Source organism: Planctomicrobium limosum (assembly GCF_051465645.1).
Lineage (GTDB): Bacteria > Planctomycetota > Planctomycetia > Planctomycetales > Planctomycetaceae > Planctomicrobium.
The window spans coordinates 4,011,675-4,028,713 of sequence record NZ_CP195790.1 but is presented as its reverse complement, the minus strand read 5'-3'; the positions used below and the strand labels follow the sequence as shown (position 1 = coordinate 4,028,713).

9 protein-coding genes and 1 pseudogene are annotated in these 17,039 nt (G+C 54.3%); 8 read left to right on the top strand and 2 right to left on the bottom strand.

Translation table 11 applies throughout. The features are described 5' to 3' along the window. The first annotated feature begins 37 nt into the window (after positions 1-37). The gene (locus tag SH527x_RS15395; RefSeq protein ID WP_437191569.1) at positions 38-313 is read left to right on the top strand and encodes an HPr family phosphocarrier protein; all 276 of its coding nucleotides are present in this window, start codon (positions 38-40) and stop codon (positions 311-313) included. Between the two features lie 368 nt (positions 314-681). Then, positions 682-1,368, top strand: a complete 687-nt coding sequence (locus SH527x_RS15390) for a DUF1207 domain-containing protein (protein WP_437191568.1) — start codon at positions 682-684, stop codon at positions 1,366-1,368. A gap of 563 nt (positions 1,369-1,931) precedes the next feature. Here SH527x_RS15390 and SH527x_RS15385 read toward each other — a convergent pair. Next, positions 1,932-2,420, bottom strand: coding sequence for an isochorismatase family protein (locus tag SH527x_RS15385; RefSeq protein ID WP_437191567.1), 489 nt, complete (start codon positions 2,418-2,420; stop codon positions 1,932-1,934). Between the two features lie 555 nt (positions 2,421-2,975). Between SH527x_RS15385 and SH527x_RS15380 the strand changes: the two are divergent. From SH527x_RS15380 to SH527x_RS15365, 4 genes and pseudogenes are all read left to right on the top strand, one after another. After that, a pseudogene (locus tag SH527x_RS15380) lies at positions 2,976-3,182 on the top strand (type II secretion system protein); the annotation flags it as partial. A 109-nt stretch (positions 3,183-3,291) separates the two neighbouring features. After that, entirely contained in the window at positions 3,292-4,449 is a 1,158-nt protein-coding gene (locus tag SH527x_RS15375) for a DUF1559 family PulG-like putative transporter (protein WP_437191566.1), read from the top strand. A gap of 51 nt (positions 4,450-4,500) precedes the next feature. After that, a complete protein-coding gene (locus SH527x_RS15370) occupies positions 4,501-4,971 on the top strand; it encodes a hypothetical protein (RefSeq protein WP_437191565.1) in 471 nt (156 codons plus the stop codon). Positions 4,972-5,091: 120 nt separating this feature from the next. After that, positions 5,092-6,021, top strand: a complete 930-nt coding sequence (locus SH527x_RS15365) for a metallophosphoesterase family protein (protein WP_437191564.1) — start codon at positions 5,092-5,094, stop codon at positions 6,019-6,021. Between the two features lie 92 nt (positions 6,022-6,113). Here the strand turns inward: SH527x_RS15365 and SH527x_RS15360 are convergent, their stop codons facing one another. Beyond that, the gene (locus SH527x_RS15360; protein WP_437191563.1) at positions 6,114-6,368 is read right to left on the bottom strand and encodes a hypothetical protein; all 255 of its coding nucleotides are present in this window, start codon (positions 6,366-6,368) and stop codon (positions 6,114-6,116) included. A gap of 674 nt (positions 6,369-7,042) precedes the next feature. On the opposite strand from SH527x_RS15360, the gene SH527x_RS15355 reads away from it, so the two are divergent. Together SH527x_RS15355 and SH527x_RS15350 are read left to right on the top strand one after the other, a co-directional pair. Beyond that, positions 7,043-8,902, top strand: coding sequence for a glycosyltransferase (locus SH527x_RS15355; protein WP_437191562.1), 1,860 nt, complete (start codon positions 7,043-7,045; stop codon positions 8,900-8,902). Positions 8,903-9,837: 935 nt separating this feature from the next. Then, positions 9,838-17,001, top strand: a complete 7,164-nt coding sequence (locus SH527x_RS15350; RefSeq protein ID WP_437191561.1) for a glycosyltransferase — start codon at positions 9,838-9,840, stop codon at positions 16,999-17,001. Positions 17,002-17,039: the final 38 nt, after the last annotated feature.

Genomic DNA, 17,039 nt, shown 5'->3' with positions numbered 1-17,039 from the left:
CAGCCCTGTTGTCTCCAATGTTGTCATTTTAGGCTAGATGATGAATCTGAAACAAACAGTAACAGTCCTGCATCAATATGGCATGCACATGGTTCCCTGTTCGCTGCTGGCACAACTGACCAGCGATTTTGATGGAGAAGTCCGCCTGGGGGGAGGCTCTCATGAAGCCGACTGCAAATCGATTGCCGAACTCCTGCTACTGGGCGGCGTGCCCGGTGATGTGTTAACTCTGACAGTAAGTGGAGAGGAGGCTGAAGCGATGATGGAACGGATCACCACGTTCTTCAAAAGCGGATTTGAAACCCGGTTCTAAACAACAAATGCAATCTTGAAAGATTGCTGAATGGATTGAAGTGGAGCTTCTCGAGTTATGGACTGTTATCCCCACCAATTTCCTCATTTGATAAGACGCTGTGTCCTGACTTTTTTGATTGTGATCGTATCGGGATTGATGACCGGAAAACTTCTGGCTCAAACCCCTGCTTTCCCGATTTTCAATCCACCCGGAACATCTCGTGTCGAGGATTTATTGACTCCCGCCACGTCTTACTTCCATTCCGTGTCGGAGACGCTGGTCGATGATGCGGACACCTTTGGAGTGATCGGATCGAAGTGGAGTTGGACGTTTCTTCCCAGAGGATTTTGTATCGCACTTATTGGGCCAGCGTGGCGGAACCCCGTTTGTCGACACGTGCGATCAGTGACTCGGGAGGACACAATTCACTTGATTCTCAGATTGGAGGCCGATTCGGCATTGTCCGGTTTGGTGACCCGAACGCCGAAGAAGGTTTCCAACTCGATCTCCTGGGAGGAGCCAATCTTCGGCAGAACATCGATTCAGATGATTGGGACATGACCGGAACGGACTACCGCTTCGACATTCCGCTCACTTACCGGCATGGTCCTCATGCCTGGAGGTTCGGCTTCTATCACGTGAGTTCCCACATGGGAGATGAGTTTCTTGTTCACCATCCGTCGGTCTCACGCATTGATTATTATCGCGACTCGCTCTATCTCGGGTACTCGTACCATGTCACCCCTGAATTTCGTCTTTACGGTGAGCTCGATTACGCCTTCTCTCGTGACTTCGCCCAACCCTGGCATCTCCAGTTTGGTTTCGACTGGGGCCCCGCACATCCGACCGGAGTGCGAGGTGCCCCCTTTCTGGCCATCAATGGACACCTTCGGGAGGAACTCAATTTCGGTGGAAATGTCAGCCTGCAAACGGGGTGGGCCTGGAAGGGAGAAGGCTTGGGAGCAGGCACACTGAGGACCGGCCTGCACTACTACAACGGCGGCAGCCCTCAGTTCTCATTCTATCGACAAAGCGAGCAACAGATCGGCTGGGGACTCTGGTATGACTATTAACCTGACGGAAAATGGCCATTCCCTCAGGGACTTGCCCCTCACTGGATGTCCGTTGACGATTGTCACTTGCCTCTGAAGAGGACTTCTCGTGTTCTTTGTCAACATGCTGCCACCATGACCCCGGCAGGACAGGAAGCCTCTGTCGCCCTGGACCGCCATTTCCGACGGTCCACTCGCTTCATTTCACGATGGCAGTCTTCCCCTTCGTTGTAGAGGCAGCTCCTGCAGCCTACTTTTCGAGGCCGAGTTGGCCGAAACATTCCATTTTCCAACCCCTGACGATTGCGTTCAATGTGATCGTAGATTGTGAATGCTGATCGTGCCAGGCGCAGCGGCGCTTCCCCGAAAAAGATGAGTCGATCGAGGTACTCCGATTTCAGCGTTCTTACAATCCATTACGCATAGAAATTCAGATTCGGCGAGCGAGATGCCAGCAGAACGGCAGTTGTGCCTGAGATGTGAGATGTGTTCGCCGACATGGGCGAACGCACTCTGAATACGGTCAATCAGTCGTTCCAAGTTCGAAGCCGATCTCGAATTGATGAACAGGGAAAGACTGCATTTTATGCTATTCCCTGTCCCCTCTTCCTTTTGCATTTACTGGACGGACTTGGAAATACTGAAGACGATGTTGTTGAAGTGAGGCCGTCATGATTGGCGTCGTGCACGCGATTTACGACCAGAGCGTAGCGATTGCACATATGAATCATCGCGCCGACGATGACCACCTCCTCGATGCCGTTGTCGTCGAGCACCTGCTTCAGTTCAGTCTTAAGGAACGAGTTGGGGAAGTTCTTCAGGATTACAGGCTCGACTTCCCGCGGGGCGACTGAGGTATGGATGTTGACGCCATCCGTTCCCGGCACGAAGAAAGACGCATCGGAGCTGATAAACTCGTGGCGGACATGGATGACAAGACCGCCGCTGCCACGCGCGTTGGCAACGACGCGTACGGCGTTTGCCGATGCCTGTTCGATGCCCAACAGCGCATACCTGCCGCCGGGAAAGTAATCGTTCTGAAAATCGACGACGACGATCGCTTGTCTGCTCATGAGAATTCGTCGTGTCAGGCAGAACATTGGTTGGAGTTGTAAAGTTCTATGCCAAAGCACGTCAGCCCATCTCGGCCTGTAATAGACCTTCACGCTGCATCGACTGCAACGCTTCACGCTTGAACTCGGCTGTGAAACTGCGACGACTCTTCGACATGCACTGCGACTCACGGGGAAGAATAAGGTCTTTTCCCAGCGCCCTCCATGCGTAGGAAACTCCACAGGATTCACAGCGGTTCTTCACCCAGAGACAGGTCCACATCCACCACCCGCCAGGACCGGCCCAACCCCAGCAACAACCCGTAATCCTCAGGCAGTGTGTCCATGAACACAGCTTCCAAAACCAGCCCCACTCCCGCCAGACTCAAACACCCTCGCCCACAAAATCGGGAGAAGAACCAGGATAATTGCAATTCACACTTTATTGACAATGCGTTCATTATTGATTCACAACCCAAGGCCAACCTTTCTGAAAACTCGTACTTGGAATGCTCCCCCCTGTGAATTATGAGAGAGGGGCTCACTAATCTCAAAGAGCGATAGGGCTATCTCCCAATGAGACAGAACAGAAGAACCTCCGATAGTCGCCAGGCGATCCGTCAGGGGTTTACTCTGTTTGAACTATTGGCCGTGATTGCAATTATCGCAATTTTGGTGGCTCTGCTGTTGCCTGCTGTTCAATCAGCAAGAGAGGCAGTCCGCAGAACTCAATGCAAAAACAATCTGAAGCAAATCGGCCTTGCTCTGCACAATCACGCCGACTGAAACATTTCATAAACACAACATTTGACAATTACTCTCGAGAAAAGGTTAGTCTCCGCTGACCTATCGAACGAGAGTTGGCCCCCTCCTTAATTTTGGGAGTCTCCTGATGTCTATTTGTCGTCAATACCAGAGTGCCTCTCAAAAGGGACTCGTTTTCTCAGCCTCCGCCACGCGCTCTCATACCGGGTTCACCTTGATTGAGTTGCTGGTGGTAATTGCAATTATCGGAACACTGATCGCGTTATTATTGCCGGCTGTGCAACAGGCGCGAGAAGCAGCTCGGCGGAGTCTGTGCCGAAACAATCTCAAACAGCTTGGTTTAGCGTTCCACAACTACCTGGATGCGCACGGTACGACGCCTCTCCACATGCATCGTTTGGCCATCCACCATTCAGGTCCTGGAAGATCCGGAGCGAAATCGTGGTACTGCGGGTTGTTGCCGTTTGTCGATCAGGCCAATCTGTATCACCAGTTAGACTTCTCAAATAGCGAAAATTGGAGCGCGTTTGTTGCTGGAACTTCGCCTCAAATGAGGGCTTCGCGAGTTCAGGTTCCGCTCTTCAAATGCCCCTCCGAATCCGAAGTGAATCGATATGGAAATCTGGGGGCTGCTAATTTTAATTATGTCGCAAATGCCGGACGCCCTCGCAACCTCTTAATGCCCGGACAGGCGAGTACAGGGAGTGCAGCTCCCCCGCCCTCTACGGGAATCATTTCTATGTCCCGAATGAGTGAGACCGGCCCTTATAGTAACAACTGGCGAAAAACGACCAATCGGTGTTTCTACCTGCGAGACGTCACTGATGGGACTTCCAATACCGTCATGCTCAGCGAATCGCTGGTCAGCAATGGTACTGGAACAAATCGGGATAACCGGAGAAACCTGTCCTACACGAATTCCGCAATGATTGAACAATATGATGTGTACATCGATGCGGTCGTCAGAGACGGATTGGCCAATCCACTGAATTGGGCGGATTGGACTCAGTATAAAGGACTCACGTGGATGTATTCGGATTCATGGGAGAAACACGTCTACGCTCATCTGTTTCCGCCCAACACGGTCAACATTGCCTCTTATGCGACAGCGACTTTTGAATGTCATGAAGGAGATGGCGGCATTACCGCTAGCAGCGAGCATGTTGGCGGCGTCCATGTGACCATGATGGATGGATCGGTCCGATTCGTCTCAAACTCGATTAATCTACCGACCTGGTGGGCCTTGGGAACCAAGGGAGGAGGGGAAATTGTAGGTGAATTCTAACGTTTTTTTATTACGGTTCAAGACTTCATATGGACATTAAGGATCTACAAGATGTCTGTGGGAATTGACTTTAAATTATGCTGGGGAAACACATTCCTGAGTGGGACCTGCCTGTTGCTGTCGTTGCTTTACTCAGGCTGCGGCCTGACCAATCCGTCCGGAGACCAGACTGCCAAACGGCTGGAACAGATGGACTACACCCTTGAGAACCTGTCCGAAGAAGTTGCCGGACGGCTCAAGGAGTCAAAACGTCGCTCTGCAGGCAAAAGTCCAAAACGGGAGCAGCCCATCAAACCTGCTGCCGGTGAAGAAGACCGGTCGAATGGACCGGGAGGAGAGCCCTTCAGCATTGATCAAATCGCCAGTGATGTGGCGACCAAAATTCTCCGCATCAAAGATCTCACTCTCGAAGAGGCACTCGATAAACTGGCGACTCAGCTTATCGATCAGGGAGTTCCTTCCGCTGAGGTCCAGCAACTGGTAGCGGCTGTGAACACGCATCCCCCGTTTGCGAAGCCATAAACCGGGTGTCGAACCAGACCACAAGATTCGTGCGGCATGAATGAAGTATGGCTCTTGGGCACCCTTTTCCGTTTTCATTAACAACCAAGCAAGGTTCTTGCATCGGCCCGGGAGTCAGAAATGCCCTTTATTCGACGCTCTTTCTTGAAATCAATCGTTGGAGGAAGTTTCGCCTGGGGTGCGGGGGTGACGTTGGCATCGGAAGCCAAGGTAGAAGCGTCCCACGCAGAAAAACCGTTCGTGTTCGCGTTCCTGACGGACACCCATCTTCCCGCAGGAAACCCGAAAATTGCCCAGCGTGTTGCTGCCTTGATTGACTCTATTCAGTCCCGTTCTCTTTCGCCGGAGCTGTTTGTTTTCGGAGGAGGTAACGTCAGTGCGGTCGATGGCCAGAAAACATCTGATGAAAGTACAACAGAGCAGTTTCGGCAATGGAAGACGAGCGTCATGGATCGATTGAAGGTGCCCAGCCTCAGTTGCATCGGGAACCATGACATCCGCTGGAACGATGGTTCCGTGGAACAGCCGCTGGAGTTCAAGGAAAAGGCTCGTGCCATTGAGACGTACAACATGCCTTCTCGCTACTATAGCGCCGAGCACGGCGGTTGGACGTTTCTCCTGCTGGATACGTTTCAATGGTCCGGCTGTGAACTCGACGAACCCCAGTGGGAATGGTTGGCCGGACAGTTGGAAAAAGGAGAGACTCCCGTCTGCATCGTCACTCATGCTCCGCTGTTCTCAGCGACCCACTTTCTGGAACCTCAAACTGATAACGGCAAAGGGTACACAATTCCTGCTGGATGGTCTCCTCGAGGACTGGTGAAGTTCCGTGAACTGTTTTTGAAACATCCCCGTGTGAAGCTCTGCCTGAGTGGTCACATGCATACCTGCGATCGTGTTGATGTCGACCAGACAAGTTATGTCTGCGGCGGAGCAGTCAGCGGAAGGTGGTGGAATCCCAAGGATTATCTGGGGTTCGGTCCTTGCTGGATTGAAGTGAAACTCTACCCGGATGGCCGCTGGTCGCATGAACGACAAACCTGGTCCTGATCAAACTGCCCGCTTTTCGTGGCGATATTTTCGTTGCGATAACAGTTCAGTTCCCCCTCCCAAAGTGGTAGGCAGAGTCGGAGACCTCAGTGTTAGCCACAATTTTGTTTGGCGGCTTGGATGCCGCGGAGGATGAGGAGGAGTTTTTCCAGGTCGCGCCACAGGGTTTGCCAGCCGGGGCGGCCGTCTCTTTTTCTTCCCAGGTGACCACCTAACCCGGCCAGGTGTTTCACGAACTTCGCAATCGTCATGGTTGCAGCATTCGCCAGCTGGCCGTTGCCGCCGCCGCTAACCAAGGTCCCCAGGCCGTTCCAGATGGCTAACAGCTGGCCGTAGGCATCGAACACGAAGACCAGAACGCCGAAGAAGGCTTTCAGCTCGATCTCCTGAGAGGAGTCAATCTTCGACAGAATGCCAGCACGTCAGACTGGGATATGACGGGAACAGATTATCGCTTTGATATCCCGTTGACTTGCCGGCCCGGCCCTCATGCCTGGAAGCTCGGCTTCTGTCACGTGAGTTCCCACATGGGAGACGAGTTTCTTGCCCATCACCCGTCGGTCTCTCGCATTGATTGCTTATCGTGACTCCCTCTATATTGGCTAGCGCAGTGCATTTCAAATGCGTCATTGTGCTTTCACAACCACTTTTAAGCATGAGGCGTGGCAGCTAAGGAGATTCGAACGTCTTGCTCAGACGGAAGTGGCTCAATAATCGGAAAATTGATCCCCGCTCTTGGATCTTGAGGAAAAAACGATTGCGAAATGGAGCAGGATTTCGCAGTGTGTGAGTTTCCCGTCCCTTGGCGGCGTGCGTTGCACCTGAGTGAGCGGCCATCCTGTCATTTGAGCTTGATCCGGTTGCCGACTGCGTTGAATTGTGATGAGGGCTGATCATTTAACATTTGAGAAGATCCGACGAATGTCGTTCTCGCTCACACTGCCTCATCTTCCTCCACTGAAACAACAAGTGACGAAGTCGCACGAAAATAACTCGCAATCCTCTTCAGAAAGTCGCAGAAATGCTGTTTCACGGAAGGGAATCGATGGATGTGGGGGCGGTCGGCTGGGAGCGGCCAGCGCCGCCGGAGTGGACGCAACCGAGCAAGTCACCACATTTCGGAGACGTTGCCGTCATTGTGTCATGCGGGGGTGACGTGAGCACCTTACCCACCGTGTTGGACTCGGTCTTCAACCAGACGCTTCCGCCTCGCGAAATTGTGGTTGTCCTGGATAACCACAGTGAGGAGACCGTTGGACACATCCGCGATTCCCTCCCGGTGGAAGTCACCGTCATCGAAACCCGCTGCGCGAGCCAGATTCTTAGTTGGCGACGAGGAATGAAAGCGACCTCCGCTCCAATTCTGTGTTTCCTCGATGAGAAGAGTCTTCTCCGTCCGACATTTCTGGAAGACTCAGTGCCCTGTTTCGTGGATTCTCGCCTGGGGATCGTGACTGGAGAGGAATCGGCCAGGGAACAGACTGAGGATCTGAGATCGGTGCGATCGACGACTGAGATCAGGCCAGTGAACTGCTTTTCAAATTCCCTGGTGCGTCGGCTGGCCTTGGAAGGAACGCGCGCGTTCGAGTGCTTTGCATCTGAGCCAGCAGAACAGGAACGGTTTTCCTGGGACCGCATTATCAATGGAGGGGGGTGGGAGACGTGTCGAAGCCGGGCACAGTCCCTTGTTCATCATGACGGAGCAGGACGAGCACCATCAGGTAACGAAATTGCCGCCGGTCCAGTAATGCAACGTTTCAGTACACGTGCGAGTGCACCCCGAATTCGCGCAATTTTTATCAGTTCCTCGTTTCGGATGGGAGGTGTTGTGCGACATTTGGAAATGCTATGGAAAAACCGCTGTCATGTGGACTGGATCGGCAGCGTTCTCGCTGATGGAGGAATGTCTGACGATGCCTCGATTCGACTGATCGGTGAGATGATGCCTGTTATCGGCGGTGTGCCTGCGGACCGTGTCAACTCGAATCTCCTCCAACGGAGAAATTGTGCCGCTCAGGCTCTGGCCGAACTGATGAATGAGAACATTGACATCGTCTATGCCTGGGGTAACGTAGCTGAGCTCGTCCGGCAAGCCAGTCGTCAGCTCCCTGTAATTTTTGGCCTCCATGGGGCCGGTTCGTGGTCGAAAAATCTTGTCAGCGAAGTGCGCGACACTGTGTCAGCATTTGTGTCGGTCTGCGAGGAATGCAGTGAATATGTTCCGTCCTCCATTTCGAACTCTCTCATCCTCAATGGTGTGGATCTCTCCCGCCTGACTCCAGTGAAGTCTCGTCAGGAGACACGGACGTCCTGGGGCATTCATCCTGCTCAGATGGCCATTGGTTTTGTGGGGCGCTGGTCAGGCGAAAAGCAGCCCTTGGCACTGGCTAAAATTATTGCCGAGCTGGGGCCCCAGGCCATTGGTGTCTACTGCTGTCCTCAGGGAGAGCAGGGGGTGGATGCTATTCCGGCTCATGAAAAACAGCAGGCACTGGACATCTCGCAGGGGCGGCTGGTTTGGATCGCAATGGAGAATGCGGCTGAAGTCTATCGGGCACTGGACTGCCTGCTGATTCCCAGTGTGACGGAAGGGGGCCCGCTCGTGGCCCTGGAGGCGTTCGCGTGTGGTTGTCCCGTTGTCGCCACACCAGTGGGGATGTTGCCGATGCTGTTAAGAGAGTACGGAGACGTCTTCCAAATGGTTCCGCTTCACGCCACAGTGGGAGAGTGGGGGACAGCTGTCAGACACGCCATGACCGTGGACTTCCGTCCGAACGTTGAGCAGGCCCGCGAGCTGGCCATGAATCACTTCAATGCGGCAGACATGACGCGGCGCTGGGAAGAGATTTTGCTGCAGAGAGCGCGAGTGTCAACACGATAGCAAAGTGCAGAATCACGCCAGAAGAATGGCGCCGCTTTCCCCGATTCATGCCCCTGTTGAGCCACCTCCTTTCGCCTGGAGACGCTGAGTCTCCAGGCAGTGATGCCCACGGGATTTTCGCCACGGATTCGCTCGATCAGCTGCGGCCTGTTCGGAGCGTCCCCATTGACCACGGAGCTGAATCCGTTTCCTGTCCTGAGGAGAATGGCTCCATGTTCACTCCAGAAGAACAGCTGAGCTTGAGTGTCAAGGAGTTCTAGGTGCAACAGGGGATATGAGTAGTGTGAAAAGAGCTGTGTCATCAGCGTATCGTTGTCGATTGTCAAGCTGCATTACGATGATGCAGTGCCCCTAAAAGCAGTGGATCATATTGCTGCAGCGGTCGCTCGAGATCCGATTCAGAATGATGACTGCCGCTTTGCGGGGAATAAACAGGATGGCATCCTCTCACTACTTTTACGGTTATTAGTAAATATTAATTACAATCCCCTGATCATGATGCAAAAACACATCGTCAATGAAATATCGGCTTGTTAGCATAATCGTGCTTTTTGCTCTTGGAAAATTCGAAATCAAGTTGTAGGCTGGCCTCCGCATTATTGTCTCTTCTCTTCGAGCCTCTGGTAGAAAGCCCAGTGATGCGAAGGCAACGTGACGTTCTGACGCTGATTACATCACCAGAGAATCTCATCGCCGTTGTGGGGCCTAATTGGACCTTGGTTCCCGGTGTTTTCTACTAAAGAGTGAGCGAGCAGGCATTTCTTTAATTGCTACTGCAGCTCGATTCTTATCCATCGATTTAGCTTGTGCATGCATCTAACAGTATGTATGGCGATGCTCATTTTGTTGCTGTCTATCTGGCTTGAACCGCGACTGTATCGAACGTCAGTACAGTCTTAACTGCAAGTGTAGAGCTGAGAAGGGATCTGGGCGACATGCGAGTCTCTGTAATCATTGCTGTTCACAATGAACGTGACAATCTGATGCGGACGCTGGAGTCGCTCTTTGAGACGACTCAAGGACTCGAGATGGAGGTCATCGTCGTGGACGATGGCTCGAAAGATCACCCTCTTCCTGCAGCGACCCGGAAGTATCCCCGGTTGAAAACCCTGTCGTTTCCTGAACGGCGAGGCCCCGGCCCAGCGAAGGATTATGGCGCCCGCGAGTCGCGGGGAGACACGCTCGTCTTTTTGGATAGTCACACCAAGCCCGAGCGGGGAGCGGTGCGGCGACTCGTCGAGCGGGTGGAAGAACTCGATGGGCAGGCCGTTCTGGTTCCGCGTGTTCCTGCGCTGGATGTTGCCCGGTGGGAGAACAGCCGATCTCAAGTGGGTTATGGCTATACTCTCGATCTGAAAACCTTTGCCTCAAAATGGGTCGCTCTGGAGGACTTGAAACCTTCCCGGCAATTCGGTCCACAACTCTATGAATCTCCCGCCCTGATCGGCTGCGCATTTGCTCTCAGCCGGCGACTCTATGACAAGGTCTGGGGGCAGGATCCCGGCATGCGCGGCTGGGGTGTGGAAGACCTCGATCTGGGGTTGAAGTGTTGGTTAGCTGGCGCGCCCGTGCTGTTGGATCCCATAGTTGCCATTGGACATCGATTTCAGTCTGAGTTCTCCACCTATCAGGTCTTCTTGCCGCAAGTGCTGGCGAATCAGTTGAGAATGGCGCGGAAGAATCTGACGGAAAGTATCTGGATTGCCTGGACGGAGATGGCTCGGGAACGGTTCTCGCAAAGCTCTCCGAAGGTCCCGGAAGGAGTCTGGGCGCGAGGCTGGGTCTTGTTCGAGCAGGAGCGAGCCAGCGTTGAAGAGGAACGGGCCTATCTCCTGGGCCATCGACAATGGGACGAGTTCTGGTTTGCTCAATACTTTGGCCTCGACTGGCCCCTTTTGGTGTCCGGTCAACTGGCGGCGGCGCCCCCGCAGAGTCGTGTCACCCCGCCACTGAGAAATACAGGCTTGGGCCATGAAGGTCATCAGAAACCGCTGATTCCAGCTCGATTCAGTCAAGAGTTTCTGATCGACCCCAGTCCTTCGCCGAGCCCGCCCCCTCCCAGTTCCTCCTCTTCCAGTAGCGGCGGTGGCGGTGTCAGCTCGACGTCCTCCAGTAGCAGTTCCAGTTCCACTTCCGGCGGAGGAGACGGTTCATCTTCGAGCAGTTCCTCCTGTTCAACCTCCACTGGTCCCGAGCAATCCTCCTCAAGCAGTTGCAGCTCCACGTCCGGCGGGGGCAGTACGAGTTCCACAAGTTCAAGTGGAGGTGGAGGCGGCTCTTCCAGCTCGTCATCACGGGCGGCGGGTTGTGAATCAAACTCAGAAAATCAGAGTTGCAACGACGCTCAGGGAGCGGGAGGTCAACAGAATTGCAACTGCGATGGCAATAAAGCAACATCCAATAACCCGGTTAACTATGTCAACGGCAATATTGTCCTGTCTGCCACGGACATCTCCTCCAGTGGATTCGGAGCGGCCTGGTCACATCGGCGGACGTATTCGAATCAGCTGGTTCTCTCTAACGCGGAAATGGGCCAGGGCACCAACTGGGTGGTCTCGAATTGGCCGTTCCTGATCGAGAGATCAGACGGATCGATTGCTCTCGTCCGCGGAACAACGGCTTCGCTTTGGTTCGACCTGGTCAGTGGAAGTTATGTCGGACGCCATGGTTCTCTGTCCACACTGGTTCACGATGCGATCAACCAGCAGTTCGTACTCACTTCTCCGGGCGGAACTCAACAGGTCTTTCATGACTTTGATCAGACGACCTCGCCCGGCGGAGAGTTTGCACAACAGATCGAACCGGGTGGGTTTGTCACCTCCGTTGAGTCCTACACGGATGATGGTTTCATCGAAGAGATCCATCGAACCGGTACTGTCGGTGGTCAGCCGCTGACGGAAGCGTTTGTCTATTCCTATACGGAAAACAATCAAGTCGAAACCCTGATTCTCCGCCGACAACTGGGAACCGGGGGATGGGAAGACGTCAAACGGGCCGTTTACAGTTACTGGGATGGCACGAACACATATGGGAATGCGGGTGACCTGCAACAAGTCACGATTCAGACCCCCTCGTCCCTTGGCTGGTCCGACAGCCGGTCCACTGTCTACCGCTACTACATTCCCGGTCAGGCCAATGGGTTTCCACATGGATTGAAGTTCGTCATCAATCCGGCGACTTACCAGCGCATGATCGCGGACAGTGTCAATCCCCTCACGGCCGCAGATGTCATCGTGGCGACGTATGCTGACAACTACTATGAGTTTGACGGGCTGCGTCGTGTGACCCTCGAACGGACCGACGGGGGCGCTCAGACATTTACACTCGCGTTTACTCCCGCAACAACGAGCGGTGGCATCAACGATTGGGCCATGAAGACTGTCGAAGGTCGCCCGGACGGCAGTCAAAAGACGGTCTATACCAACTCGCTGGGACAAGCGCTGATTGAAGAACTCGTTTCCGGCTCCGACAGCTGGATCGATGCCTACCATTACGATGAGAACAGCTATCCCCTCTGGCATGCCCATCCCTCGGCAGTCCTGGGGTACAACGATTCCTCTCCCGATCTGGACATATCGCTCCGCAGTTCGGCGGGATTGATCGACGTCACCACGTATTACTCGACGACCGGATCAGGAGCAGCAGCTGGGTATGTCTCAGCCAACAAGATCAAGCAGGGAGCCGCTGGCGCCGAAGTTCTGCTGACGGCCTATGAATACACCTCTCACACAGCGGGTGGCACGACTGTTTATCCCGTCTCGAAACAAATCGTCTATCGTAATACCGACGGGACGGGCGGGCAGGTGACGACGTATGACTACACATTCTATTCCGGGACGACGCAGATCCAGCAGCAGACGACCACGCTGCCAGTGGTCTCGACTGGCCAGAATGGAACCGGTGTTGCAGCGACCCGTAAAGAGTATTACGACGAACTGGGTCGGCTCACCTGGTCGATGGATGAACGCGGGTTCATTTCAAACACCGTCTATTCACTGGGAACCGGAGGTGTCGTTCAACAGACCCAGGACGTCCAGACCTCAACCGCCACGGGAGTTCCTTCCGGGTGGACCACTCCGGCAGGGGGCGGTCTGAATCTGGTCTCGGACAATCTTGTCGATGATCAAGGACGGACGATTCAGTCCTTGGGGCCCACGCATCAGATCGACCTCAATGGCACTGCGACCACCATCCGGCAGGCCAGTTGGACCGTGTACGATGATGGCAATCATGTCACTTATTCCGGGCAGGGATATTTTGTTCCGGCGACCTCCTCGTTCACGCTGATCAATCCGGTCTCGATTCAGCAAATGGATGACGGCGGCAAGATTCTGGCCAGCATCTCGGCGGTTTCCGCGCAGACGAATGGTACACTGGCGGAGATTATTGACGATGCCGGTTCCGGGGCGGCGGCATTTCCTCAATCGAGTTATGTCCGTCTGCAGACGACACAGTACACGCAGTGCTGCCTCGTGGCTTCCGAACGGGTGTATTTCAACATTCCGTCATCGGGAGACGGGACCGAAGGGACTCACTACAACCAGTCGAACTACGGGTACGACTCGATGCAGCGGCGGAACCGCACCGTCACGCCGGGGGGTACAATCACTGATGTCGTCTTCGACGCCCGAAGTCTTGTCGTCTCAACCTATCTTGGCACCAATGATGAAGGGGCCACGGAAAGCGATCCGACCGGTGGCGGCGTTGATCCCGACAACAATATGGTCTTGGTTACGGCCAACGTTTATGACAACGGGAATGACGGTGACGATGGGAACCTGACACAGCAGACGCAATACGCCGCTGCTGCCGACACCCGGGTCACGTCGATGACCTATGACTTCCGCAGTCGCCCGATTACGACCGACGGGGAAATCGATTACTTCCAGAAGAATTACTACGACAACCTCGATCAGCAGATCAAAGTTGAACGGTACGACACGACGGAAAATGGCACTCTGATCGCCCGCAGTGAAACACTCTTTGATGACCGGGGACGACAGTATCGCACGATTCGTCATGGAGTGAATCCATCGACGGGAGCAGTCGGAAATGCGCTGACCGGCAATACCTGGTACGACGCCGCTGGAAACTCCATTCAATCGCTCCCAGCCGGATCGAAACTGTTTACGAAAACCACCTACGACAGCCTTGGGCGATCAGTTGTCTCGTCTTCCGGCTACACTCCGACTGGCGAAACCAACAATCCCGCCAGTGTTGACGATGATGTCATTCTGGAGCAGTCCGAGACGATCTACGATGCCGCCAGCAATGTGGTCGAGACGATCGCCCGACAACGGTATCACACGGCGCCCGACACGCAGTTGGGAGCTCTCGGTGATCCGTCCACTGCTCCCAAGGCGCGGGTGGTTTATGCGGCCAACTACCCGGATGCCCTCGGACGCGCCCAAGCCTCTGCCACTTATGGAACGAACGGGGGAGTCGCTCTGACCCGTTCCAGCACGATCCCAACACGTTCCGACACCATTCTGGTTAATTCTCAGACCTACAGTGATGCCGGTGACGTCTTCGAGACCACAGATTCTTCTGGAATGATCACCCGCATGTCTTACGACGATGCGGGGCGTCAAACATCGACGGTCGAGAACTACCAATCGGGAGGTTCCTCCTCTTCCAGCAGTGGGAGTGGCTGTGCACAGTCCGACGACACCAATCGAACGACGCAGTACACCTATACCGCTGATGGCCAGCAGGCCACGATGACGGCGGTCAATTCCCGCACTGGCAACCAGACGACGACCTATACCTACGGGACAACGCTTGCCAATTCCGGCGTGGCTTCCAGTCTGCTGTTGCGGTCGATCACCTATCCGGATTCCACCTCCGGCAGTGATGTTGTGCTCTACAGCTATAACCGTCAGCGGCAACGGACGACCCTCACCGATCAACGGGGCTGTGTTCACACCTACGACTACGACAAGCTGGGCCGACTGGTTCAGGACCGCGTAACGACGCTGGGGACCGGGGTCGATGGGGCCGTGCGTCGACTGGCGATGTCGTATGACGTGCGGGGTCAGGTGTTTCAGTCGACCAGTTACGATAACGCCACGGTCGGGACAGGATCTATTTTGAATCAGGTGCAGAAGTCGTACAATGATTTCCAGCAGCTGGTGACAGAATACCAGTCACATGGAGGGGCGGTGAACACCTCGACCACGCCCAAAGTGGAGTACACATTCGCGAATGGTTCAGGAAACACCATCCGCCCGACGGCGATGGTCTATCCGAATGACCGCACGCTGGCCTTTGATTATGGGGCTGCGGACGAAATCAACGATTCCGCCTCCCGGATTGCGGCGATTGTCGATGATGACACCACGCATCTGGTGGAGTACGAGTATCTGGGGCAAGGCTCCTTCGTGGTCGCGGGGAATCCTCAGCCGGATCTGCAATGGACCCTCGCCAGCCTGACCGGGACGGATGATCCCGACACCGGGGACATCTATGCGGGATTGGATCGATTCGGGCGGATCAAGGACTGCCGCTGGTACAACACCGGCACCAGCAGTGATGCTGTGCGACTGAAGTATGGCTATGACCGCGCCAGCAACCGGATCTGGCGGCAGGATGATGTGGCACGTTCACTGAGTAAGGGCTTTGACGAACTGTATGCCTATGATGGTCTGCAGCGTCTGAAGACGATGCAACGCGGCCTGCTCAATGGCAGCCATGACGCGATCTCCAGTCCGACCTACGGTCAGTGCTGGAACCTGGACGCCACCGAGAACTGGACCGGGATGAAGCAGGCGGAAGGGGGAGCAAGCTGGACGTTGGAACAGGCCCGCACCGCCAACCCTGTCAATGAGATCACCAGCATCACGAATGCGGTCGGCCCGACATGGGCGGAGCCTGCTTATGATCCCGCCGGGAACATGACGGCCATCCCGCAGTCCGCCGATCCGGAAACCAGCTTCACGGCGACCTGGGATGCCTGGAACCGGTTGGTCAAACTACTGGACGACGACACGGCTGAGACTATTGCCGAATACCTGTATGACGTCACCAATCGCCGCATCCTGAAAAAGCTCTATGCCTCCGGAGTGCTGGACCAGACCCGGCACATCTACCTCTCCAGCAGCAATCAGGTGCTCGAAGAACGGGTGGATGCAGCGACCGCGGCGTCCATGCAGAATGTCTGGGGGCTGATGTACATCGATGGCCTTGTCTTGCGGGACCGGGACACCGATGGAAATGGCATCCTCGACGAACGCCGCTATTGCCTGCAGGACGGTAACTGGAACGCCGTAGTTCTGGTCGACACCAGCGGTGACGTCACCCAGCGGTTCTGCTACCAGCCGTTCGGAACCTGCGAGTTCCTGGGAGCGACGTATTCCTCGGGAACAAATGCGACTGAATGGGTCACACTGTTTACGGGACGAGAGCTGGATCGTGAAAGCAGACTGTACTACTTTAGAACAAGGTATCTAGACAGTTTGGTTGGAGTTTTTACAAGTCGCGATAAAAAAGGAACTCCTGATGGCGCCAACTCCTATGCTTCATACTTTTGCCCAAACGATCTCGACCCAGCCGGAACTCAATGTCTAGCAGTTCCAACGATTGGAGAATCCGCTAATGGGAAAGGCAATTGCATCAAAAAGTCAGAGCACTTTGGCACGTGGAGATTAACGCGAATTATAATTCTGTCTATAGAGACGTACGCTAGCGATCGAACTGGGGCTAATGTTTCGGGATTTGTAAGAGATGTAAACTGCGTTTATGAAAGAACAGTGCGTTCTTGTTACAATTGCACCCCCGGGTGTTTCCCGATTCCCCCAAAAGGGTTACCAGTCTCCAGGCGTGACGGAATCCAATACGGGCTGGTGCCATCTCGGCTTACTACCAATCTTATCATAGGAATAGGTCAAGAGGCGAGCCTTGCTGACATCCTTCCAGATGCTCTTGCCGTAATTCTGGAAAGTATGGATATCAACTTAGAACTGGTTCGTCATTATGTGTTTCGAAATAATGACGAGTACATGACAGCCACGCGGTCGTGTCCAACAATCCTAGAAGGGCGAGCAAATTTCACTACTGGGGCAAACCCGAACCCAAACTCATACAAATGTAATTGCGAATAACTACAGATTCACTATTCAGTTGTGCTCACGTTTTGTGT